Origin of the sequence: Streptomyces sp. 840.1, assembly GCF_003751445.1 — a bacterium.
In the GTDB taxonomy this organism is placed as follows: Bacteria; Actinomycetota; Actinomycetes; order Streptomycetales; family Streptomycetaceae; genus Streptomyces.
This window is the reverse complement of record NZ_RJUU01000001.1, coordinates 728853-749329: the sequence shown is the minus strand read 5'-3', so window position 1 is coordinate 749329 and position 20477 is coordinate 728853. Positions and strand designations below refer to the sequence as shown.

Genomic DNA, 20477 nt, shown 5'->3' with positions numbered 1-20477 from the left:
CGGCATTCCCCTGCCCGTAACGTCCGGCGATCTACGCTGGGCAAAGACAGAGCGCCGCAGGGTGGCTCTGACGTCGTCGGAGGGAGCAGGTCATGGGCAACCCCGAGGGAGCAGGGACTCCCGAGGAACAGCGACTCGGCCCGGTGCTGCGCCGCAGGGACCAGGTACAGCCCGGCACCACCGATCAGCGGCTGCTGGACTCCGAGGGTGACTCCGAGTGGGTGCACACCGACCCCTGGCGGGTGATGCGCATCCAGTCGGAGTTCGTCGAGGGGTTCGGCGCGCTGGCCGAACTGCCGAGTGCCATCAGCGTCTTCGGCTCGGCCCGCACGCCGGTCGACGCGCCGGAGTACGAGGCGGGCGTACGGCTCGGCAAGGCGCTGGTCGAAGCGGGGTTCGCGGTGATCACCGGGGGCGGCCCCGGAGCGATGGAGGCGGCGAACAAGGGGGCGCGGGAGGCGAAGGGGGTCTCGGTCGGCCTGGGCATCGAGCTGCCCTTCGAGTCCGGCCTCAACCCGCACGTCGATATCGGCGTGAACTTTCGCTACTTTTTTGTCAGAAAGACCATGTTTGTGAAGTATGCCCAAGGCTTCGTCGTCCTGCCCGGCGGACTCGGCACCCTGGACGAGCTCTTCGAGGCGCTCACGCTCGTCCAGACGGGCAAGGTGACCCGTTTCCCGATCGTCCTGTTCGGCACGGCGTACTGGGGCGGCCTGGTCGACTGGCTCCGCGACACCGTGATCGCCCAGGGCAAGGCCTCCGCGAAGGACCTGCTGCTGTTCCACGTCACGGACGACGTGGACGAGGCGGTGGCACTGGTGACGAAGGAGGTCGGCCGCTAGGGCCGCCTCCCCGGCGAGTTCCCTGGCGGTCGCCAGGTACGTTCCCGGGCTCGTCGCAGACAGGTCCGGGCTCCCTTCCTCCCCGTGCCCCCAGCCTCGCCGGCGTTTGAGGCGCGGGGCCCGGGGCGGAGCCCCGGTTACGGGAAGGGGCGGGGAGGGGGAACAGGCCCGCCGCAGGCGCACCGCCAGGGAGCGCACGCCTGGAGCGCACCGTGCCCCCACGGCCTCCGCCCCGCTAGGCGAGCCCGCGCCGCGCCACGGCCGGCGCCCGGTGCCCGGCGATGGCCGCCACCATGTCCAGGACGTCCCGCGTCTCCGCCACCTCGTGCACCCGGTACACCCGCGCCCCCAGCCACGCGGACACCGCGGTGGTCGCCAGGGTGCCGATCAGGCGTTCCTTCACCGGGCGGTCGAGGGTCTCGCCCACGAAGTCCTTGTTGGACAGCGAGACCAGCACCGGCCAGCCCGTCTCCGCCATCTCTTCGAGGCGGCGCGTCGCCTCCAGGGAGTGGCGGGTGTTCTTCCCGAAGTCGTGCCCCGGGTCGATCATGATGCCGTCCGGCCGGACACCCAGCTCGACGGCCCGCTCGGCCAGCCCCACGGTCACCCGCAGGATGTCCGCCATCACGTCCTCGTACCCGGTCCGGTGCGGCCGGGTCCGAGGCTCGGCGCCGCCCGCGTGCGTGCACACAAGGCCCGCCCCGTACCGCGCGGCCACCTCCGCGAGCCTGGGATCGACGCCGCCCCACGCGTCGTTCAGCAGATCGGCGCCGGCCTCGCAGACCGCTTCGCCGACGTCGTGGCGCCAGGTGTCGACACTGATCACCACGTCCGGGTGACGCCGGCGCACCTCCGCGACGAACCCGACCGTCCGGCGGGCCTCCTCCTGGGCGGTGACCTCTTCGCCGGGCCCGGCCTTCACCCCGCCGATGTCGATGATCGCGGCACCGTCCGCCACCGCCTGCTCGACGCGGGAGAGAGCCGGCTCGTCACGGAAGGTCGCGCCCTGGTCGTAGAAGGAGTCCGGGGTGCGGTTCACGATCGCCATGATCACCGGCTCGTGCGCACCGAACTCGCGCCGCCCCAGCCTGAGCGCACCGCTTCGCATCCCGTGAATCTCCCTGTGAGTTTTCCGGCGCATCTCCCGCCGGGACCGACTGCGACCCTAATGCCTCGCCCGCCACGGCCCGCCCCGTCACGCCGCCCGGCACGCACGCTCCCTGCGGGCGCGGCGAACCCGGCAGGCCGCACCGGGCGGGGCACCGACTGCCGGTGCCGCATGGCACGATCGGAGCCGGACGAAATTCCGCTCCCGGGGAGATGCGCGTGTTCTGGTTCTTGCTGCTCGCGATGGTGGTTGTGGTCGCCGCGGTCACCCTCGCGGTGATCGGCGGAGGGAGGAGCGCGATCCTCCAGGACGTGGCGCCCGAGCAGCTGGTCGATCCGCTGCCCGCGACGCGCCCGGTCGGCCGCGCGGATGTCGAGGCGCTCAGGCTGCCGGTCGCCGCCCGCGGCTACCGGATGACGGATGTCGACGAGGCGCTGGGCCGGCTCGGCGCCGAGCTCGCCGAGCGGGACGCGCGGATCGCGGAGCTGGAGTCCGCGCTCGCCGGTGCGCAGGCCACCAGGGCGGGTGGCCCGGATCTCCTCAAGGAGCCCGATCTCCCCCAGGAGCACCAGGAGCACCAGGAGCACCAGGGACGGTCCCAGACGCCCTGGCAGGCCCCTTGGCAGCCGCAGCAGGAGCCGCATCAGCAGGGGCAGCCCCCGGCGAACCCCGGGAACAGCGCCGCCGCACCCCGGCCGGACGAGGAGGGCGGGCGATGAGCGGCGGAGCCGAAGCCGCGGCGGACGGCCGGCTGCGCTGCCCGTGGGGCCTGTCCACCGAGGACTACCTCGCCTATCACGACGCGGAGTGGGGCCGCCCGGTCCACGGCGACGACGCGCTCTTCGAGCGGCTGTGCCTGGAGGCGTTCCAGTCGGGCCTGTCCTGGCTGACGATCCTGCGCCGCAGGGAAGGCTTCCGCACCGCGTTCGCCGGGTTCAGCATCCCCGCCGTGGCGCGGTTCACGGACGCCGACCGGGAGCGGCTGCTGGCCGACGAGGGCATCATCCGCAACCGCGCGAAGGTGGACGCCACCATGGCCAACGCCAAGGTGCTGGCCGGCTGGCGCAGCGGTGAGCTGGACGAGCTGATCTGGTCGTACGCCCCCGACCCGGCCACCCGGCCCGCCCCCCGGACGCTCGGGGACGTCCCGGCGGTCACGACGGAGTCCACGGCACTGTCCAAGGACCTCAAGAAGCGTGGGCTCCGCTTCATCGGCCCCACCACCGCCTACGCCCTGATGCAGGCGTGCGGGCTGGTCGACGACCATCTCGTCGACTGCGTGGCGCGCGGCACCGGGGCGTAGGAGCGGGCCCGCTCCGGGGCGTGGGGCGGCTACTGCCCGAGGTACTTGGGCCGTTCCTTGTCGAGGAAGGCCCGCACCGCGATCGCGTGGTCCTGCGACGCGCCCGCCCGGGTCTGGAGTTCGTCCTCCTTCTCCAGCGCCTCCCCGAGGGTGTGACCCGCCCCGTATGCCAGGGACTCCTTGAGCGCCGCGTAGGCCACCGTCGGGCCGTCCGCCAGCCTGCGGGCCACCGCGGCGGCCTCGGCGGCGAGCTCTGCGGTGGGTACCAGTCTGTTCACGATGCCCAGGTCCTGGGCGTCCTGCGCGGAGATCGAGCGGGGGAAGAGCAGCAGGTCGGCTGCACGGCTCGGGCCGATCAGCCGGGGCAGCGTCCAGGAGACGCCCGAGTCGGCGGTGAGCGCGACACCCGCGAACGAGGTGTTGAACGAAGCGGTGTCCGCGACCACCCGGTAGTCGCAGGCGAGGGCGAAACCGAAACCGGCACCGGCCGCCACCCCGTTGACCCCGGCTACGACGGGCTTCGGCATCTCGGTGATGGCCCGCACTATGGGGTTGTAGTGCTCCCGCACGGTGCTGAGGGCGTTGCCACCGTCCGACTCCCGGGCCTCCGCCAGCTTGGCGACGTGTTCCTTGAGGTCCTGCCCGACGCAGAAGGCGCGCTCGCCGGCGGCGGTGAGCAGCACCGCCCGCACGGCCGGATCGGCGGCCACGGAGGTCAGGGCGTCACGCAGCGCCACCTTGGCCGCGGTGTTCATCGCGTTCATCGCGTCGGGACGGTTGATCGTGATCGTCGCGAGCCCGTCGCTCACGTCGCAGAGCACGGCGTCGGCCATGTGGAGTCCCCTTTTGCGCCTCGTCCAAAGTCTGTCGAGGCAAGCATGGCCGACTTCGGCGGACGCGAACATGTGACCTGCGTCTAACAATTACGCCCCGATGGAGGGGTAAGGGGGACGGAGTATCGCAGTCCGTTCGCCGAATTGGGTGGTTTTGAGCGAGCGCGTTGCGCAAGCGATGCAGAGCGATGTTGGTCATCGGGGTCTGTGATGCGGGATAATGGCCTGGAAGCAATGTGTTCGATGCCGGTGAGGCAGCGCCTGTCATGGGGCCGCCGGTTGCGATGAGCTGGTTTCAGGAAGGGGAACGAGCATGGCGGCCATGAAGCCGCGGACGGGCGACGGCCCGCTCGAGGTGACAAAGGAGGGGCGGGGCATCGTCATGCGCGTTCCGCTCGAAGGCGGCGGTCGGCTTGTCGTGGAGCTGACTCCGGACGAGGCCGATGCGCTGGGCGATGCCCTCAAGAAGGTCGTCGGCTGACGCGGAGGAGCCCACACTTCACTACTGCCCCGGCACGGATTCCGTGCCGGGGCAGTAGTGCGTCCGGTGCCGGGGAAATCGGGGCCAGGGCCTTCGAGAGGCCGTGGTCCGCTCGTTCGGATCATGCCCGACAGGCCCCAGAGCGTGTGTTGAAAGTCCCGTCTGCCCGCCCTCCGGGCGGACGACGCTGCTTTCAACACACGCCCTAGCCGCGCCGTACCGCGCAGAGCAGGCCGTCGCCCACCGGCAGCAGGGTCGCCATCAGCTCCTGGCTCTCGCGGACCGCGCGCAGCAGTTCGCGCAGGCGCAGCACCTCCGCGGGCTGGGGCGCCGAGTCGACCGTACGGCCGTCCGCGAAAACGCCCTCGAAACACACCAGGCCGCCAGGTCGCAGCAGGCGCAACGATTCAGCGAGGCAGTCCAGGCTCTCCATCCGGTCGCCGTCGCAGAAGACGAGGTCGTATCCGCCGTCCGCCAGCCGGGGGAGTACGTCCAGCGCGCGGCCGGGGATGAAGCGGGCGCGGTTGGCGGCGAAGCCCGCCGCCCGGAAGGCCTCGCGGGCGAACTGCTGGCGCTCGGGTTCCGGGTCGACCGTGGTCAGCACCCCGTCGGGCCGCATTCCGTGCAGCAGATAGATGCCGGACACGCCCGTACCTGTGCCGATTTCGGCGACCGCTTTGGCGTCCGTCGTGGCAGCGAGCAGGCGCAGCGCTGCGCCGGTGCCCGGTGACACCGAGCGGAGCCCCGCGTCCCGGGCCCGGTCCCGGGCCCAGCGCAGTGCTTCGTCCTCGGCGACAAAGGCGTCGGCGAACGCCCAGCTCGTCTGCCGGTTGGCTGTGATGGCCCTCTCCTGTCCCCGTAGTTGGCGCAACGGTGACTGTATCCGCTGCACCCGGGAACCCGCAGATGGGACCGGGCGTTATGGAAGGAGAGGGGAAAGCCCGTGGATCGGCCTCGCAGATCGGGTCCGGGGATCACGGGCAGTCGGTTCCCGGGGCTGCCCCCGGCCCCAGCAGGAAAAAGGCTTATCCGGAGCTAACGGGCGAGGTGGCTATGGTAGGGGCTCCACTGGACACCACCAGAGCCGACAGGGGAGGTGCGGCTGCGCCTGTGGATCGGGGAGGAGTGCTGCGGCGCTTCCTCAGGTCGGTGGGTGAGCCGAAATCCGTGACCAACATTGCTGACCGTTCTTCCAACGACTCCGCAACGACCGCGACCTTCGCCTCGGATGCGCACTCCCAGGCGTGGACGCCGCCCTCATGGGAAGAGATCGTCAGCACGCACAGCGGTCGTGTCTACCGCCTTGCCTATCGACTGACGGGAAACCAGCACGACGCCGAGGACCTCACTCAGGAGGTCTTCGTCCGGGTGTTCCGTTCGCTGTCGACCTATACGCCCGGCACCTTCGAGGGCTGGCTGCACCGCATCACGACCAATCTGTTCCTGGACATGGTGCGCCGCAAGCAGCGGATCCGCTTCGACTCCCTGGGTGACGACGCCGCCGAGCGGCTGCCGAGCCGTGAGCCGTCGCCGCAGCAGGTCTTCAACGACACCCACTTCGACGCCGACGTCCAGCAGGCGCTGGACACCCTCGCGCCCGAGTTCCGGGCCGCGGTCGTGCTCTGTGACATCGAGGGACTTTCGTACGAGGAGATCGCCGCGACACTCGGCGTGAAGCTCGGCACCGTGCGCAGCCGCATCCACCGCGGGCGCTCCCACCTGCGCAAGGCGCTGCAGCACCGTTCGCCCGAGGCCCGTGCCGAGCAGCGCTCGCTCACCGGGGTCCTCGCGGCAGGGGAGGGCGGAGCGGCGTGAGTGGCACAGGTCCGACCTCCGCGGAACAACACCTGGGGGACCGGCTCGCCGCGCTTGTCGACGGCGAGCTCAAACACGACGCCCGTGACCGGGTGCTCGCCCACCTCGCGACCTGTGCCAAGTGCAAGGCCGAGGCTGCCGCCCAGCGGCGCCTGAAGAGTGTCTTCGCCGACTCGGCCCCGCCCTCTCCCTCCGAGGGCTTCCTTGCCCGCTTGCAGGGCCTTCCCGGTGGACCGGGTGGTGACGACGACAGTCGGGGAAGACCAATGGGCGGCTCAGGCCGTTTCGGTGACGGAGTCTTCCCGGTGACGCGGCCGCTCGGCAGCCGCGCGGACTCACCCTCGGGCGGCTCGCCGCTCGACGGCTTCGGATACCTCCCGGCCGCGCACGGCTCCGCCGCGGTCCTTCCGGCCGGACCGACCCGGCCCGCGTTCCGTATCCACGAGGTCAGCCGCGAGGCCGACCGTTCGCCGTGGCGGGGCCGCAGGTTCGCGTTCGCCGCCGCCAGTGCCGTCTCGCTGGCCGCCATCGCCCTGGGCGGCGCCCTGCCGACGGACGCGGGACCCGATTCCCCGACCCGGGCCGAGGGTCCGGGCTCCAGCGCCACACCGCTGGACGCCGACGCTCGCGCCGAGAGCGGCACCACCGTCAGCCGCCGCGGGGGCGGCCACGGCACGCTCCCGGCCGCCGGCATCGGCGACCGCCGGGTCTCCCTCGTCATGAACGCCGCGCCGCTGGCGTTCTCCTCGGCCCCGCCCCTGCTCGGCACCGGCGGTCTCACCGGGAGCCGTTACGCGCTGCCCGTCCAGGCCAACGTGTCCGCGCCTTCGCTGATACGTCCCAACGGCACCAGCCCGCTGTTCGCCCAGGCGCTCGGCAGCGGACTCTCCACGGCCTCCCCCGAGCCGTCCCGGACCCCCACATCGGCGGCCGGACTGCCGGTTCCCGCCAACCACGGGCTGCCGCTCCTTCCCCGTCGCTGACACACGTCCGCGCAGGGCATGCACAAACCTGGTTGAATTCCGGCAGGATTTCCGGGAGGGACGCCCCAGTGGGGCGTGCAGAGGCCAGTTGAGGCAGTTGCGGGGAGAGCATGGACGACGGGAAGCCCACCGAGCCGAAGGCGAAGTGGTGGAGCAGGCCCACGCCGGGGCGCAGCACGGACACAGCGCCTCAGGATCCGTCGCCCGTCGAGGACGCGGTGCCCCCGTCGGACGCGATCGCTGAGAGCGGCGGGGCCGAGGCGGGCACGGAGCCGGAGGTGTCCGCCTCGGCCGAGGCCGCGCCACGGGCGGCGCGGCCGCTGCACGAGCCCGACCAGTACAGCACCCCGCCCTACGGCGGCCCCGGTCCCTGGGCGCCCGCACCCCCCGTGCAGCGGCCGGTCCAGACCCCGGCACACGGCACCCCCGTACCGCCGCCCTACTCGGGCACGAACGGCGCGGGCATCACGACAGCGCCCGCCCCCGCCCCCGTACCGGCCCCCGCCCCGGCTTCCGTCCCGCCGGCCGCCTTCCCGCCCCCGGCCGCACTGCCGCAGGGCCCCCAGCAGCCCCAGCACCAGCACCAGCACCATCAGCAGCCCCAGCAGCCCCAGCCCCACCAGCAGTCGCAGCAGCCCCACCACCACCCGTCGCCGCAATGGCTTCAGTACGACCCCTGGGGCGCGCCCCGGCAGCCCCTGATCACCAACCCCGGCCCCCCGCTCGGCACCGACGGCGGCCGGCGGAAGAACCGGCGCGGCTCCGTCCTCGTCGGCGCGCTGCTCCTGGCCCTGGTGGCGGGCGGCATCGGCGGCGGGATAGGCGCCTACATAGAGCGCAACGGCGGCCTCACCCAGATCGATCTGGCCCAGGACGAACGCAACGGTGGCGGCCGCGCTCCCGACAGCGTCGCCGGTATCGCGGCCAGCGCGCTGCCCAGCGTGGTCACCCTGCACGTCAGCGGAAGCACCGAGTCCGGCACCGGCACCGGCTTCGTCCTCGACAACAAGGGACACATCCTCACCAACAACCACGTCGTGGCCCCCGCCGGTTCGTCCGGTGAGATCACCGTGACGTTCAGCGGCGGGGAGACGGCGAACGCCGAGGTGGTCGGCAAGGACAGCGGCTACGACCTGGCCGTGGTCAAGGTCAGCGGCGTCTCCGGGCTGAAGCCGCTGCCGCTCGGCAACTCCGACAACGTGCGGGTGGGCGACCCGGTGGTGGCCATCGGGGCACCGTTCGACCTGTCCAACACGGTCACCTCCGGCATCATCAGCGCCAAGGACCGGCCGATCACGGCAGGCGGCGAGAAGGGCGACGGCAGCGACATCAGCTACGTCGACGCGCTGCAGACCGACGCCCCGATCAACCCGGGCAACTCCGGCGGACCGCTGGTCGACACCGACGCGCACGTCATCGGGATCAACAGCGCCATCCGTGCCGCAGACAGCGGCTCGACGACCGAGGGCGGCCAGGCAGGCTCCATAGGCCTCGGCTTCGCCATCCCGATCAACCAGGGCAAGCGGGTCGCCGAGGAGCTGATCAACACCGGGAAGGCCACCCACCCGGTGATCGGCGTCACGCTCGACATGAAGTACACCGGTGACGGCGCCAAGGTCGGGCAGCAGGGCGCGGACGGCAAGTCGTCCGTCACGCAGGGCGGTCCGGGCGCCAAGGCCGGGATCCGGCCCGGCGACGTCATCACCGAGGTGAACGGCGCCCGGGTGCACAGCGGCGAGGAGCTGATCGTGAAGATCCGCTCGCACCGGCCGGGGGACCGGCTGGACCTCGAGCTGACCCGCGGTGGTAAAGACCTGACCATGACTTTGACGCTCGGTTCGGCAACCGGCACGTGACGGACACGGGAAGCTACCGCGCGGACAGTTCGGCCGGGTACCGTGGGCCGGGTCCGGACCTCATCCGACCTGGTCGCGGAGAACACGAGGAGCCGCAAGGTGTTCAATGACATAGGACCACTCGAACTGGTGGCGCTCGCGATCATCGGCGTGCTCATCTTCGGTCCGGACAAGTTGCCCAAGGTGATCCAGGACGTCACGGGCTTCATTCGCAAGATCCGTGAGTTCTCCGAGAGCGCCAAGGAAGACATCCGCACGGAGCTCGGCCCGGAGTTCAAGGACTTCGAGTTCGAGGACCTCAACCCCAAGACGTTCGTCCGCAAGCAGCTCATGGACGGCAACGACGATCTCGGGCTGAAGGAGATCCGCGAGAGCTTCGACCTGCGCAAGGAGGTCTCCGAGGTCACGGACGTGGTCAACGGCCGCGCGACCTCGTCGGTGGAGGCGAAGAGCGGCGTGTCGGGCGGTTCCGCGGTCACCGCGGCGAACGGCTCCGCAGGCGCTCCGGACCTGCTCAAGAAGCGTGAGCAGCCCGCGAAGGACGATCACCCGCCGTTCGACGCAGACGCCACCTGACACCCGTCAATCCCGACTCGTCCGGACGGTATGGCTATTCTCCATCTGTCCGGTTGTGAGGACGCCCGAGGGGGGCGGGCCGCTCCGGACCCTACGGATCGAGGAGGCGGCCGGACAGATGGAGACAACGAGTCGGGTGGGCGCGGAAGGTGCGCCGGACACAGGCACGGCAGAGGGGGTGCCGGCGGCCCGGCTCACGGTCGACGGCTATCTGAAGGCGCCTTTCCCCTGGTACGGACTTGACGAGGCGTTCACCGGGCCGCGCTGGCTGATGCAGGTGGGCACCGCCGCGGACGGCACGGTGCAGCACGGCTCCACCGGCCACGGCGACGAACCCTCGGTGCGCAGCGACGCGGGCGAGGACAGACAGCGCTTCGCCGTCGTCGTGACCGTGGCCAGCAGCCCGGTGCGGCGCAGCGGCGACGGTACGGGTGTCCTGGACGCCACGACGGTCTCATCGGCGGCCTGGCTGGCCGGCTCGGGCCTGCTGGCCTACACCTGGCCCGCGCAGATGGACCACACCCTGCGGGACGACTGGCTGGACCAGCAGACGGAGACGGCCTTCGAGCTGGCCGACGATCTGGACGGCCCCGAGTGGTCGGCGCTCTCGCTGCCGGTCGACGGGGTGCCGGTGGCCTTCCACTACCGCGAGTCCGAGTTCGGCTGGGTGCTGGCAGGGTCGGCGCACGGCGGGGTGCACATCGGGGCGTACGGGCGGGGCATGAGCGCTTACGGGCTGGGCTTCTCGGCCGTCGGTGACATCACGTCGTACGCGTAGCCGCAGGCGGGACCGGGGGCGGGCCGGGGAGCACCGCCCCGGCCCGCCACGGGTTCGTCCGGGGTCAGAACTTGTTGCGCGGGGTGATGCCCAGGGACATGCCTGACAGGCCGCGCTGACGGCCGCTCAGCTTGTCCGCGATGGAACGCAGCGCCTTGCCCGCCGGCGAGTCGGGGTCGGACAGGACGACGGGCTTGCCCTCGTCGCCGCCCTCGCGCAGCCGTACGTCGATCGGGATGGAGCCGAGCACCGGCACCTCCGCGCCGACCGTCCGGGTCAGCCCCTCCGCCACCCGGGCGCCGCCGCCCGAGCCGAACACGTCGACCATCTCGTCGCAGTGCGGGCAGGGCATGCCCGACATGTTCTCGACGACGCCGACGATCTTCTGGTGGGTCTGTACGGCGATCGAGCCGGCCCGCTCCGCCACCTCGGCGGCCGCCTGCTGCGGGGTCGTGACGACCAGGATCTCCGCGTTCGGCACCAGCTGGGCCACGGAGATCGCGATGTCACCGGTGCCCGGCGGCAGGTCGAGCAGCAGGACGTCCAGATCGCCCCAGTACACGTCGGCGAGGAACTGCTGGAGCGCGCGGTGCAGCATCGGGCCGCGCCACACCACCGGGGCGTTGCCCGGGGTGAACATGCCGATGGAGATGACCTTCACGCCGTGCGCGGACGGCGGCATGATCATGTTCTCGACCTGGGTCGGCTTGCCGTCCGCGCCGAGCATCCGGGGCACGCTGTGCCCGTAGATGTCCGCGTCCACGACGCCGACCTTGAGGCCGTCGGCGGCCATCGCGGCCGCGAGGTTCACGGTCACCGAGGACTTGCCGACGCCGCCCTTGCCGGAGGCGACCGCGTACACCCGGGTCAGCGAGCCGGGCTGGGCGAAGGGCACCTCGCGCTCCGCCGTGCCGCCGCGCAGCGAGCTCGCCAGGTCCTTGCGCTGCTCGTCGCTCATCACGTCGAGGGTGACCTCGACCCGGGACACGCCTTCGACGCGGGCCACCGCGTCGGTCACGTTGTTGGTGATCGTCTCGCGCATCGGGCAGCCGGAAACGGTGAGATACACCGTGACAGCGACTACACCGTCAGGATCGATCTCGACCGATTTCACCATGCCCAGCTCGGTGATCGGGCGGTGGATCTCCGGGTCGTTCACTGTCGCCAGTGCCTCAAGCACCGCGTCTTCCGTAGCCATACCGTCGATAGTACGGGTGCGCGCCCCGCTCCTGGAAAGGGTGTGGCGGGAGACGGGCGGGCATCACGGCGGCTCTTCCTACGCGCGAGTAGCCTTGTCAGCGGTCTTCGTCGCCCTCGGCCCCCGCCGGTGTCCTGCGGTCGTCGAGATCCCGCACCAGGTCCTCCAGTTCGGAGCGGATCCAGTCGCGGGTGGCGACCTCTCCGAGGCCCATCCGCAGCGCCGCGATCTCCCTGGTCAGGTACTCGGTGTCGGCGATGGAGCGCTCGTTCTGGGCCCGGTCCTGCTCGTGGGTCACCCGGTCGCGGTCGTCCTGCCGGTTCTGTGCGAGCAGGATCAGCGGGGCCGCGTAGGAGGCCTGGAGGGACAGCATCAGGGTCAGGAAGATGAACGGGTACTCGTCGAAGCGCAGGTTCCCCGGCGCGAAGATGTTCCACACCACCCAGACGATGATGATGAGGGTCATCCAGACGATGAACCGCCCGGTCCCCAGGAACCGCGCGATCCGTTCCGAGAACCTGCCGAACGCCTCGGGGTCGTACTCGGGCAGCAGCCGCCGCCTCGGGTCCTTCGGCTGGTCGAGCCGGGTCCTGGGGGTACGGGTCAGGGCGGTCGAGCCGTTCGACGCCCTGGAGCGGTCCTCACCGGCCACGGAGCACCCCCTCGCGGCCGTGGAAGTCGGTCTCCCGCCAGTCGTCGGGCAGCAGGTGGTCGAGCACGTCGTCGACGGTCACCGCGCCCAGCAGCGAGCCGCTCTCGTCCACCACGGGCACCGAGACCAGGTTGTACGCCGCGAGGTAGCTGGTCACCACCGACAGCGGGGTGTCCGGCGTCAGCGCCACCAGATCGCTGTCGACGATCGAGCTGACCAGGGTGAACGGCGGATCGCGCAGCAGCCGCTGGAAGTGCACCGTGCCCAGGTACTTGCCCGTGGGCGTCTCGTCGGGCGACCGGCACACGTACACCTGGGCGGCGAGCGCGGGGGAGAGGTCCTGCTGGCGGACCCTGGCGAGGGCGTCGGCGACCGTGGCGTCCGGGCGCAGGATGATCGGCTCGGTGGTCATCAGGCCGCCCGCCGTCCGCTCCTCGTACGACATCAGGCGCCGGACATCGGCCGCGTCGTCCGGGCGCATCAGCGTCAGCAGCCGCTCCTTGTCCTCCTCGGGCAGCTCGGACAGCAGGTCGGCCGCGTCGTCGGGGTCCATCGCCTCCAGGACGTCCGCCGCCCGCTCCTCCTGGAGCTTGCCGATGATCTCCACCTGGTCGTCCTCGGGGAGCTCCTCCAGGACGTCGGCCAGCCGGTCGTCGTCGAGCGCGGCGGCGACCTCCGCACGCCGCTTCGGGGTGAGGTGGTGCAGGGCGTTGGCGACATCGGTCGGGCGCAGCCTCTCGAAGGTGGCGACCAGCGACTCCGCGCCCTGCCCGTGCTCCTCCAGCGAGAAGCCGCTGACCGCCGACCACTCGACCGTCAGGGTCTCGCCCTTGCGGCGCAGCGCCCCGCCCCTGCCCTTGCGCACGAAGTACTTGTCGATCTCCCAGTCGCGGCGGGCCGGCAGCTGCTGGATCGCGACGTCCAGGATGGTGACCTCCTCGCCGGTCTCCACCAGGCTGACCCGCCGGTCGAGGAACTCGCCCAGCACCAGGCGTTCGGTGGGCCGCTGCTCGAAGCGCCGCATGTTGACCACGCCCGTGGTGATGACCTGTCCGGACTCGATGCCCGTCACCCGGGTCATCGGCAGGAAGATCCGGCGCCGGCTCACCACTTCGACGACGATGCCGAGCAGCCGGGGCGGCCGCCCGCCGACGCGCAGCATGGCGACCAGGTCACGGACGCGCCCCACCTGGTCCCCGTTCGGGTCGAAGACCGGCACGCCGGAGAGGTGCGAGACGAAGACCCGGGGCGTCCCTGCTGCCATGCCTGCGCCTCCTCCTCCGTCGCCGGCTTACGCATCCGGTCTGTTGTGACATTTATTGCACCGTTATGACGGGTTCAGGCTAGCCCGTACCGCCGCAGGTCGCCCTGGAGAGCGGTCGTCGCGACTCTCTGCCGGAAGGTGTAGGCCGCACAGGTACGCTGCCGTCTGCCACCCCCGCCACGCAGATGAGAGGCAGTGCGCCTGTGACCTCTTTTGTCCCGACCGTCCGGGCCCGCCGCCGGACCGCCACCCTCGCCGTCGTGCTCTGCGCGGGGCTCGGCGCGGCGCTGACCGCGTGCGCGGACGAGGATCCGGACAAGGGGACCAACGGCGTCGGCAGACTGGACGCGCCGGAGATCGAGAAGAAGGCGCGGGCCGCGGCGGACTCCTCCGACATGGTCCGGCTGGCCGGCACCCTGGTCAGCAAGGGCGGCACGTACAAGATCGACATGCGGCTCAAGGACGAGGGCGGGGCCGGCTCCGTCACGTCGAAGAACAGCACCTTCGAGCTGCTCCGGATCGGGGACGTGCTCTACCTCAAGGCGGACGCCGGCTTCTGGAACCACGGCACGGCGGACGCCGGCAAGGCGAACGAGGCCGATGGGGCGGCGGCGGACAAGCTGGACGACAAGTACGTGAAGGTCCCCCAGGACGACCCCACCTACAAGCAGCTGCGCGGCTTCACCGACAAGAAGGTGCTGCTCGACGGCCTGCTGACGCTGCACGGCGACGTCGGCAAGGGGGACCGCGACAGGATCGGCGCCGACCGCACCATCCGGATCACCGGTGGCAAGGGCGTGGGCGGCGCGCTCGACGTGTCCCTGGACGGCAAGCCGTACCCGCTGCGCTTCGCGCGCGGCGGCGGCGGGGGCGTCATCACGCTCGCGGACTGGGGCAAGGACTTCGCGCTGAAGGCCCCGGCCGAGGATGCCACCGTCGACTACGGGCGCCAGCTTCCCAAGTCCACCTCGTAGGCGCAGGACGGGTCCGCCGGGCGGGCCGCTACGGCTTCCTGAGCGAGCGCTTCAGCAGCCGTGGCAGCCCGGCCGGTACCGGCTGCCGGGTGGTCGCGGTGGTGGGCAGCGGCGCCGCAGCCCCCGAGCCCGTCGGCAGATCGGTACGGGAGTCGAGCGGCGTGAGCCGTACGATCCGGCACTCGCGCGCCCAGCGTTCGGTCATCTGTTCCGCGTCCGGCGCGTTCAGCCGCTTGCCCCTGAGCTCGGCCACCGCCGCCTCCCACTCCTCGGAGTGCGGGGCGAGCTGGGCCACCGAAGCCGTCCAGGCGACGAGCCGGCCGCCCTTGTCCTTGCTGCGGACGGTCACTTCGGCGTTGGCCCCGTCGGTGAGACCGGCCGGCAGCGGCTGCTCGCCGGGGCCGTCCCCGACGAAGTACGCCGCGCCCTCGTGCCACACGTGCCACAGTGCCCGCGCGGGCCCGGTGCCGCGCACCCAGACCAGGCCCGACTTCTTGGTGGCCTCCTCGACGAGGGCCGGTCCGAGCAGCGTGTCAGCAGCAGTCATGGGGCAGAGCTTAGACCGGCCGGCACAGGGGCCGGCCGGTGGCGGAACGGTCAGAGCCAGCCGTTGCGCTTGAGCATGCGGTGGATGGAGAAGCAGACCACGCCGATGAAGCCCAGCACCATCGGATAGCCGTACGTCCAGCGCAGCTCGGGCATGTGCTTGAAGTTCATGCCGTAGACCCCGCAGATCATCGTCGGCACGGCGATGATGGCCGCCCAGGAGGTGATCTTGCGCATGTCCTCGTTCTGCGCGACGGTCGCCTGCGCCAGGTTGGCCTGGAGGATCGAGTTCAGCAGCTCGTCGAAGCCGATGACCTCTTCCTGCACCCGTACGAGGTGGTCCGCGACGTCTCGGAAGTACTTCTGGATGTCCGGGTCGATCAGCCGCATCGGCCGCTCGCTGAGCAGCTGCATCGGGCGCAGGAGCGGCGACACGGCCCGCTTGAACTCCAGCACCTCGCGCTTGAGCTGGTAGATCCGGCCGGCGTCCGAACCGCGCGGGCCGCCCTTGTCGGGAGTGGAGAAGACCTCGATCTCCACCTCGTCGATGTCCTCCTGCACGGCGCCCGCCACCGCGATGTAGCCGTCGACGACATGGTCGGCGATGGAGTGCAGGACCGCAGACGGGCCCTTGGCGAGCAGCTCGGGGTCGTCCTGGAGCCGGTGGCGCAGCGCGCGCAGCGAGCCGTGGCCGCCGTGCCGCACGGTGATGACGAAGTCCCGGCCGGTGAAGCACATCACCTCGCCGGTCTCCACGACCTCGCTGGTCGCGGTCAGCTCGGCGTGCTCGACGTAGTGGATGGTCTTGAAGACGGTGAACAGGGTGTCGTCGTACCGCTCCAGCTTCGGCCGCTGATGGGCGTGGACGGCGTCCTCGACGGCCAGCGGGTGCAGCCCGAACTCCCGGGCGATGCCCGCGAACTCCTCCTCGGTCGGCTCGTGGAGGCCGATCCAGGCGAAGCCGCCCTTCTCCCGCACCCGGAGCATCGCCTCGTGCGGCGTACGGCAGGTGCCGTCCTCCTCCGCGACCCGGCGTCCGTCGCGGTAGACCGCGCAGTCGACGACCGCGCTGGAGGCGGACGGATCACGGGTGGTGTCGTAGCTGCTGTGCAGCGTGTTGGTCTTGCGCAGGGACGGGCGCACCACAGCGCGCAGGTCACGGATCATCGACATGGCTGGGCTCCTTCACGGAGGGGCCGTCGGCGAGGGCGTGGAACAGCCCGGAATGGGGACGTGGGCTCACGTCCGCAAAGCGGGCGGCACCGCGGCGGCGCGATGACGGCGTTCGCTACAGACAGGCAAAAAGGGGGTGCTCTTCCGTCGTGCGAAACGCCATGGGCCGTGGCCGGGAAGGCGTCAGATCACAGAAGAAAGGTGTCGGGCGGAAGAGCGGTTGGTACTGCACGGTCGACTTGGATCCACCGCAGCCCCACCTCCTCCGGTCGGTCCCCCGTGAGGGACGACGTTGCGTCGGGACTTGAGAGCGACGCTTCTGCGTGCTGTCCCGACCGGCGGGCCCAGGCTATCAGCAGGCACAGGGCCAATCTCTTACTTTGCCCGTTCCATACGCGTCCTATGCTCGCCACATGGCAGAAATTCTTGCTCTGGTCGAGGCCCGTCTGCGGACGGGCCTGGGTGAACCGGACGCACGTGCGGCAGTGACATTCCTCGGTACGGAACGGATCGAGGTGCTCCGGTTCATCGACGGCGACGTGGTGAGGTACGCCACGCTCGGCATGTCCGCGCAGCCGATGGCCGACCCCTCCGACCCCTTCGCCGACCCGGTGAAGGGACCTCGGGCCGAACTGGTCCTGTCGGTGCGGGCCGGCCTCGCGGACACCGACCAGGTGCTGCGCAAGCTCGCGGTGCTCGCCGCCTCGCCGCAGGTGGAGGGGGTGATCGTGGCTCCCGGCGCCTCGCTGGACCTCGGTGAGCCGCTGTGGCCCGGAGCGCCGTTCAGCTCCGTGCTCGTCGCCGAGCCCGGGGGCCTGGTCGAGGATCTGGAGCTGGACGCGCCGATGGAGGCGGTGCGGTTCCTGCCGCTGCTGCCGATGACGCACAACGAGGCCGCCTGGAAGCGGGTCCGGGGCGCTCAGGAGCTCCAGGAGCGGTGGCTGTCCCGGGGGACGGACCTGCGCGATCCGCTGCGCGCCCCGGTGGCCCTGGACTGACACCGGGCGGGCGGTGCGGGCCTGCGGAAACGCCGAAAGCCCCGCCGCGCGGCGAGGAGGCGGCCGCGGGCGGGGCGTTCGAGGGCGGGGCGGGTCCGGGCCCGGCCCCGGTGGTTCAGTTGGCGAAGACCGTGACGCCGTCCTCGGTGGCGTGCTTCGGCTCCAGCTCCTCCGCCTCGTGGGTGAGGGCCGAGCGCCGCACCCAGACGACTACCGCGCCGATGACGGCGGCGACGGCGGCGATCACGAACGGGATGTGGATGTTGCTCCACTCCTCGATCTTCGGGGCCAGGAAGGGCGCGGCGGCCGCGGCGAACCAGCGGACGAAGTTGTAACCGGCGCTGGCCACCGGACGCGGCGCGTCGGACACCCCGAGTGCCAGCTCCGTGTAGACGGTGTTGTTCATGCCGATGAAGGCGCCGGAGACGATCGTGCAGACGATGGCCGTGGTGTGGTTGCCGTAGCCGAGGATGACCAGGTCGGCGGCGAGCAGCACCAGCGAGGCGCCGACCACCTTGAGCGAGCCGAAGCGCTTCTGCAGCCTCGGCGCGACCAGTACCGAGAACACCGCGAGCAGCAGGCCCCAGGCGAAGAACACCGCGCCGGACTTGTACGGCGACATGTTCAGCACGAACGGCGTGAACGCCAGGATCGTGAAGAAGGCGTAGTTGTAGAAGAACGCCGAGGTGGCGACGGAGGCGAGGCCGCGGTGGCCGAGCGCCTTGATCGGGTCGAGCAGTGACGTCTTCTTCGCGGGCTTGGGCTGTTCCTTGAGGAACGCCGTGATGCAGACGAAGCCGATCGCCATCAGCGCGGCGGTCCCGAAGAACGGGTAGCGCCAGCTGGCGTCACCGAGCAGCGCGCCGAGCAGCGGCCCGCAGGCCATGCCGAGGCCGAGCGCCGACTCGTACAGCAGGATCGCCGCCGAGCTGCCGCCCGCGGCCGCGCCGACGATCACCGCGAGCGCCGTCGAGACGAAGAGGGCGTTGCCCAGGCCCCAGCCGGCCCGGAAGCCGACGAGCTCCGCCACGGATGACGAGGTGCCGGACAGCGCGGCGAAGACCACGACGAGCGCCAGCCCGGCCAGCAGCGTCTTGCGCCCGCCGATCCGGCTGGAGACGAAGCCGGTCACCAGCATCGCCACGGCGGTGATCAGGAAGTAGGAGGTGAAGAGCAGGGACACCTGACTCGGCGTCGCTTCCAGGCCCTTGGCGATGGACGGCAGAATCGGGTCAACCAGGCCGATTCCCATGAACGCGACAACAGAAGCGCCCGCTGTGGCCCAGACGGCCTTCGGCTGGCGCAGGATGCTGACCGTTCCTGAGTCGAACGGATCCTCTCCCTGCATGGGACTACTCGCTCTCCACTAGATCGATGCGTTATGCACAGAATAAGTTAGAGAGGCTAATAAATGCAAGCTACATCTAAATCCCCTGGTGAGAGCCACACTGCGGAAGGGTGATCGTCCTTGACGCGGCGACGGCCGGGGAGGACGGTTGGTTGTTATGAGGGGCGAACCCAGTTGCCCGAAGTGCGGAGGCCGGGTCAAGGCGCCCGGTTTCTTCGACGACACCTGGCAGTGCGACGTGCACGGCAGTGTGCAGCCGCTGCAGCCGGTCATCCCGCCCGGTGTGGAGGCGCTCGGTGTGGTGGTGCACCGCGCACGGGTGCCCGTGTGGATGCCCTGGCCGCTGCCGGTCGGCTGGCTCTTCACCGGTGTGGCGTGCGCGGGCGACGACCGGGGCGGCGGCCGGGCCACCGCCGTGGCCTGCTCCGGACCGGGGCCGCTCGGCGGCATCGGTGAGCTGCTGCTCGTCGCCGAGGAGCTCGGCGTCGGACTCGGTGCGCGGTACGCCGGAATCGACGGCCCCGACCCTGGCCCGTACCTGCGGGTGGACGGCCCGCCGGACGTCAAGGTGCTCGCCGCCGGACGGCCGACCCCGCTCTGGCACGTGAAGGACGCCCCCGCCGACCGGGCCGTCTTCGCCGGTGAGGCGCGCGGCCTGTGGCTCTGGGCGATCGTCTGGCCCGAGCAGTCCGGCCTCCTGATGTACGACGAACTGGTGCTCACCGATCTGCGTGACGCCGGGGGAGAGGTCGACCTCGTGCCCTGCGGCGCGCTCACCCCCCGGCTGCTGAGCGGTCCCTGAGCGGGTCCGGAACCGACGCGTGAGCCGGTTATCCTTGGGCGTCCCCCATCCGGCCGCGAGCACTGGAGTCCGAGTCGTGCGCATCGACCTGCACACCCACTCCACCGCGTCGGACGGCACGGACACCCCCGCCGAGCTGGTGCGGGAAGCCGCCGCCGCAGGCCTGGACGTCGTAGCCCTCACCGACCACGACACGGTCCGCGGGCACGCCGAGGCGATAGCCGCCCTGCCCGCCGGGCTCACCCTGGTCACCGGCGCCGAGCTGTCCTGCCGGCTCGAAGGCGCGGGCGGCCTGCACATGCTGGCCTACCTCTTCGACCCCGACGAGCCCGAGCTGGCGCGCGAGCGCGAGCTGGTCCGCGACGACCGGGTGCCGCGCGCCAGGACCATGGTGCGCAAGCTCCAGGAGCTGGGCGTGCCGGTCGAGTGGGAGCAGGTCGCGCGGATCGCCGGCGACGGATCGGTCGGGCGGCCGCACATCGCCACCGCACTGGTCGAGCTCGGCGTCGTGCCGAGCGTCTCCGACGCCTTCACCCCGCAGTGGCTCGCCGACGGCGGGCGCGCCCACGCCGAGAAGCACGAGCTCGACCCCTTCGACGCGGTCCGGCTGGTCAAGGCCGCCGGCGGCGTCACCGTGCTCGCCCACCCCGCCGCCGTCAAGCGCGGCCACGTGATCCCCGAATCCGCCATCGCGGAGCTGGCCGCCGCCGGGCTCGACGGTATCGAGGCCGACCACATGGACCACGACGAGCCGACCAGGGCCAGGCTGCGCGGGCTCGCCCGCGAGCTGGGGCTGCTGGCCACCGGGTCGAGCGACTACCACGGCAGCCGCAAGACCGTACGGCTCGGCGAGAACGTCACCGACCCCGAGATCTACGGCGAGATCACCCGGCGCGCCACCGGGGCATTCCCCGTGCCGGGAGCCGGCGGACCGCTCGTCCCGTAAC

The 20477-nt window shown here is 71.2% G+C and carries 22 protein-coding genes; 13 read left to right on the top strand and 9 right to left on the bottom strand.

The genetic code is table 11. The features are described 5' to 3' along the window. Positions 1-92 precede the first annotated feature (92 nt). The gene (locus EDD93_RS03305; RefSeq protein ID WP_123523737.1) at positions 93-842 is read left to right on the top strand and encodes a TIGR00730 family Rossman fold protein; all 750 of its coding nucleotides are present in this window, start codon (positions 93-95) and stop codon (positions 840-842) included. Between the two features lie 235 nt (positions 843-1077). On the opposite strand, the gene folP is transcribed toward EDD93_RS03305, so the two are convergent. Further along, a complete protein-coding gene (folP, locus tag EDD93_RS03295) occupies positions 1078-1950 on the bottom strand; it encodes a dihydropteroate synthase (RefSeq protein ID WP_123523735.1) in 873 nt (290 codons plus the stop codon). A gap of 212 nt (positions 1951-2162) precedes the next feature. On the opposite strand from folP, the gene EDD93_RS03290 reads away from it, so the two are divergent. After that, the gene (locus EDD93_RS03290) at positions 2163-2669 is read left to right on the top strand and encodes a hypothetical protein (protein ID WP_123523734.1); all 507 of its coding nucleotides are present in this window, start codon (positions 2163-2165) and stop codon (positions 2667-2669) included. Beyond that, positions 2666-3253, top strand: a complete 588-nt coding sequence (locus EDD93_RS03285; protein ID WP_123523733.1) for a DNA-3-methyladenine glycosylase I — start codon at positions 2666-2668, stop codon at positions 3251-3253. Before EDD93_RS03290 ends, EDD93_RS03285 begins: the two co-directional genes overlap by 4 nt. Before the next feature lie 29 nt (positions 3254-3282). Here the strand turns inward: EDD93_RS03285 and EDD93_RS03280 are convergent, their stop codons facing one another. Beyond that, the gene (locus EDD93_RS03280) at positions 3283-4086 is read right to left on the bottom strand and encodes an enoyl-CoA hydratase/isomerase family protein (protein WP_123523732.1); all 804 of its coding nucleotides are present in this window, start codon (positions 4084-4086) and stop codon (positions 3283-3285) included. A 313-nt stretch (positions 4087-4399) separates the two neighbouring features. Between EDD93_RS03280 and EDD93_RS03275 the strand changes: the two genes are divergently transcribed. Continuing rightward, the gene (locus tag EDD93_RS03275; RefSeq protein ID WP_003966491.1) at positions 4400-4567 is read left to right on the top strand and encodes a DUF3117 domain-containing protein; all 168 of its coding nucleotides are present in this window, start codon (positions 4400-4402) and stop codon (positions 4565-4567) included. Between the two features lie 205 nt (positions 4568-4772). Here EDD93_RS03275 and EDD93_RS03270 read toward each other — a convergent pair whose 3' ends face one another. Then, positions 4773-5438, bottom strand: coding sequence for an O-methyltransferase (locus tag EDD93_RS03270; RefSeq protein WP_123523731.1), 666 nt, complete (start codon positions 5436-5438; stop codon positions 4773-4775). 182 nt (positions 5439-5620) lie between these two features. Here EDD93_RS03270 and sigE point away from each other — a divergent pair, with 182 nt between their 5' ends. The 5 genes from sigE to EDD93_RS03245 all read left to right on the top strand — a co-directional run bounded on the left by sigE (position 5621) and on the right by EDD93_RS03245 (position 10575). Continuing rightward, positions 5621-6382 (top strand): RNA polymerase sigma factor SigE, encoded by a 762-nt coding sequence (gene sigE / locus EDD93_RS03265; RefSeq protein WP_185092202.1) that lies wholly within the window; start codon positions 5621-5623, stop codon positions 6380-6382. Then, positions 6379-7365 (top strand): zf-HC2 domain-containing protein, encoded by a 987-nt coding sequence (locus EDD93_RS03260; protein WP_123523729.1) that lies wholly within the window; start codon positions 6379-6381, stop codon positions 7363-7365. The genes sigE and EDD93_RS03260 overlap by 4 nt, the downstream gene beginning before the upstream one ends. A 110-nt stretch (positions 7366-7475) precedes the next feature. After that, positions 7476-9221: a S1C family serine protease gene (locus EDD93_RS03255; protein WP_123523728.1), complete on the top strand. Its 1746-nt coding sequence runs from the start codon at positions 7476-7478 to the stop codon at positions 9219-9221. A 99-nt stretch (positions 9222-9320) separates the two neighbouring features. Then, positions 9321-9797, top strand: a complete 477-nt coding sequence (locus EDD93_RS03250; RefSeq protein WP_123527560.1) for a sec-independent translocase — start codon at positions 9321-9323, stop codon at positions 9795-9797. Between the two features lie 118 nt (positions 9798-9915). Then, entirely contained in the window at positions 9916-10575 is a 660-nt protein-coding gene (locus tag EDD93_RS03245) for a hypothetical protein (protein WP_123523727.1), read from the top strand. A 64-nt stretch (positions 10576-10639) separates the two neighbouring features. Here EDD93_RS03245 and EDD93_RS03240 read toward each other — a convergent pair whose 3' ends face one another. The 3 genes from EDD93_RS03240 to EDD93_RS03230 all read right to left on the bottom strand — a co-directional run bounded on the left by EDD93_RS03240 (position 10640) and on the right by EDD93_RS03230 (position 13689). Continuing rightward, a complete protein-coding gene (locus tag EDD93_RS03240) occupies positions 10640-11773 on the bottom strand; it encodes an Mrp/NBP35 family ATP-binding protein (protein WP_123523726.1) in 1134 nt (377 codons plus the stop codon). A gap of 97 nt (positions 11774-11870) precedes the next feature. Continuing rightward, positions 11871-12425 carry a DUF1003 domain-containing protein gene (locus EDD93_RS03235; RefSeq protein WP_123523725.1) on the bottom strand — a complete coding sequence of 185 codons (555 nt, stop codon included), beginning with the start codon at positions 12423-12425 and terminating at the stop codon, positions 11871-11873. Continuing rightward, complete coding sequence (locus EDD93_RS03230; protein WP_123523724.1) at positions 12415-13689, bottom strand: magnesium transporter MgtE N-terminal domain-containing protein; 1275 nt, start codon at positions 13687-13689, stop codon at positions 12415-12417. Before EDD93_RS03230 ends, EDD93_RS03235 begins: the two co-directional genes overlap by 11 nt. A 203-nt stretch (positions 13690-13892) precedes the next feature. Between EDD93_RS03230 and EDD93_RS03225 the strand changes: the two genes are divergently transcribed. After that, positions 13893-14663: a hypothetical protein gene (locus EDD93_RS03225; protein WP_123523723.1), complete on the top strand. Its 771-nt coding sequence runs from the start codon at positions 13893-13895 to the stop codon at positions 14661-14663. A gap of 28 nt (positions 14664-14691) precedes the next feature. Here the strand turns inward: EDD93_RS03225 and EDD93_RS03220 are convergent, their stop codons facing one another. Both EDD93_RS03220 and EDD93_RS03215 read right to left on the bottom strand, forming a co-directional pair. Then, the gene (locus tag EDD93_RS03220) at positions 14692-15210 is read right to left on the bottom strand and encodes a hypothetical protein (protein ID WP_123523722.1); all 519 of its coding nucleotides are present in this window, start codon (positions 15208-15210) and stop codon (positions 14692-14694) included. 50 nt (positions 15211-15260) lie between these two features. Next, complete coding sequence (locus EDD93_RS03215) at positions 15261-16382, bottom strand: magnesium and cobalt transport protein CorA (protein WP_123523721.1); 1122 nt, start codon at positions 16380-16382, stop codon at positions 15261-15263. 413 nt (positions 16383-16795) lie between these two features. On the opposite strand from EDD93_RS03215, the gene EDD93_RS03205 reads away from it, so the two are divergent. Further along, complete coding sequence (locus EDD93_RS03205) at positions 16796-17380, top strand: suppressor of fused domain protein (RefSeq protein WP_123523720.1); 585 nt, start codon at positions 16796-16798, stop codon at positions 17378-17380. A 115-nt stretch (positions 17381-17495) separates the two neighbouring features. On the opposite strand, the gene EDD93_RS03200 is transcribed toward EDD93_RS03205, so the two are convergent. Continuing rightward, positions 17496-18728: an MFS transporter gene (locus EDD93_RS03200; protein ID WP_123523719.1), complete on the bottom strand. Its 1233-nt coding sequence runs from the start codon at positions 18726-18728 to the stop codon at positions 17496-17498. Between the two features lie 157 nt (positions 18729-18885). Between EDD93_RS03200 and EDD93_RS03195 the strand changes: the two genes are divergently transcribed. Beyond that, complete coding sequence (locus tag EDD93_RS03195) at positions 18886-19530, top strand: DUF6758 family protein (protein ID WP_123523718.1); 645 nt, start codon at positions 18886-18888, stop codon at positions 19528-19530. Between the two features lie 76 nt (positions 19531-19606). Then, the gene (locus EDD93_RS03190) at positions 19607-20476 is read left to right on the top strand and encodes a PHP domain-containing protein (protein ID WP_123523717.1); all 870 of its coding nucleotides are present in this window, start codon (positions 19607-19609) and stop codon (positions 20474-20476) included. The last annotated feature ends 1 nt before the right edge of the window (position 20477 follow it).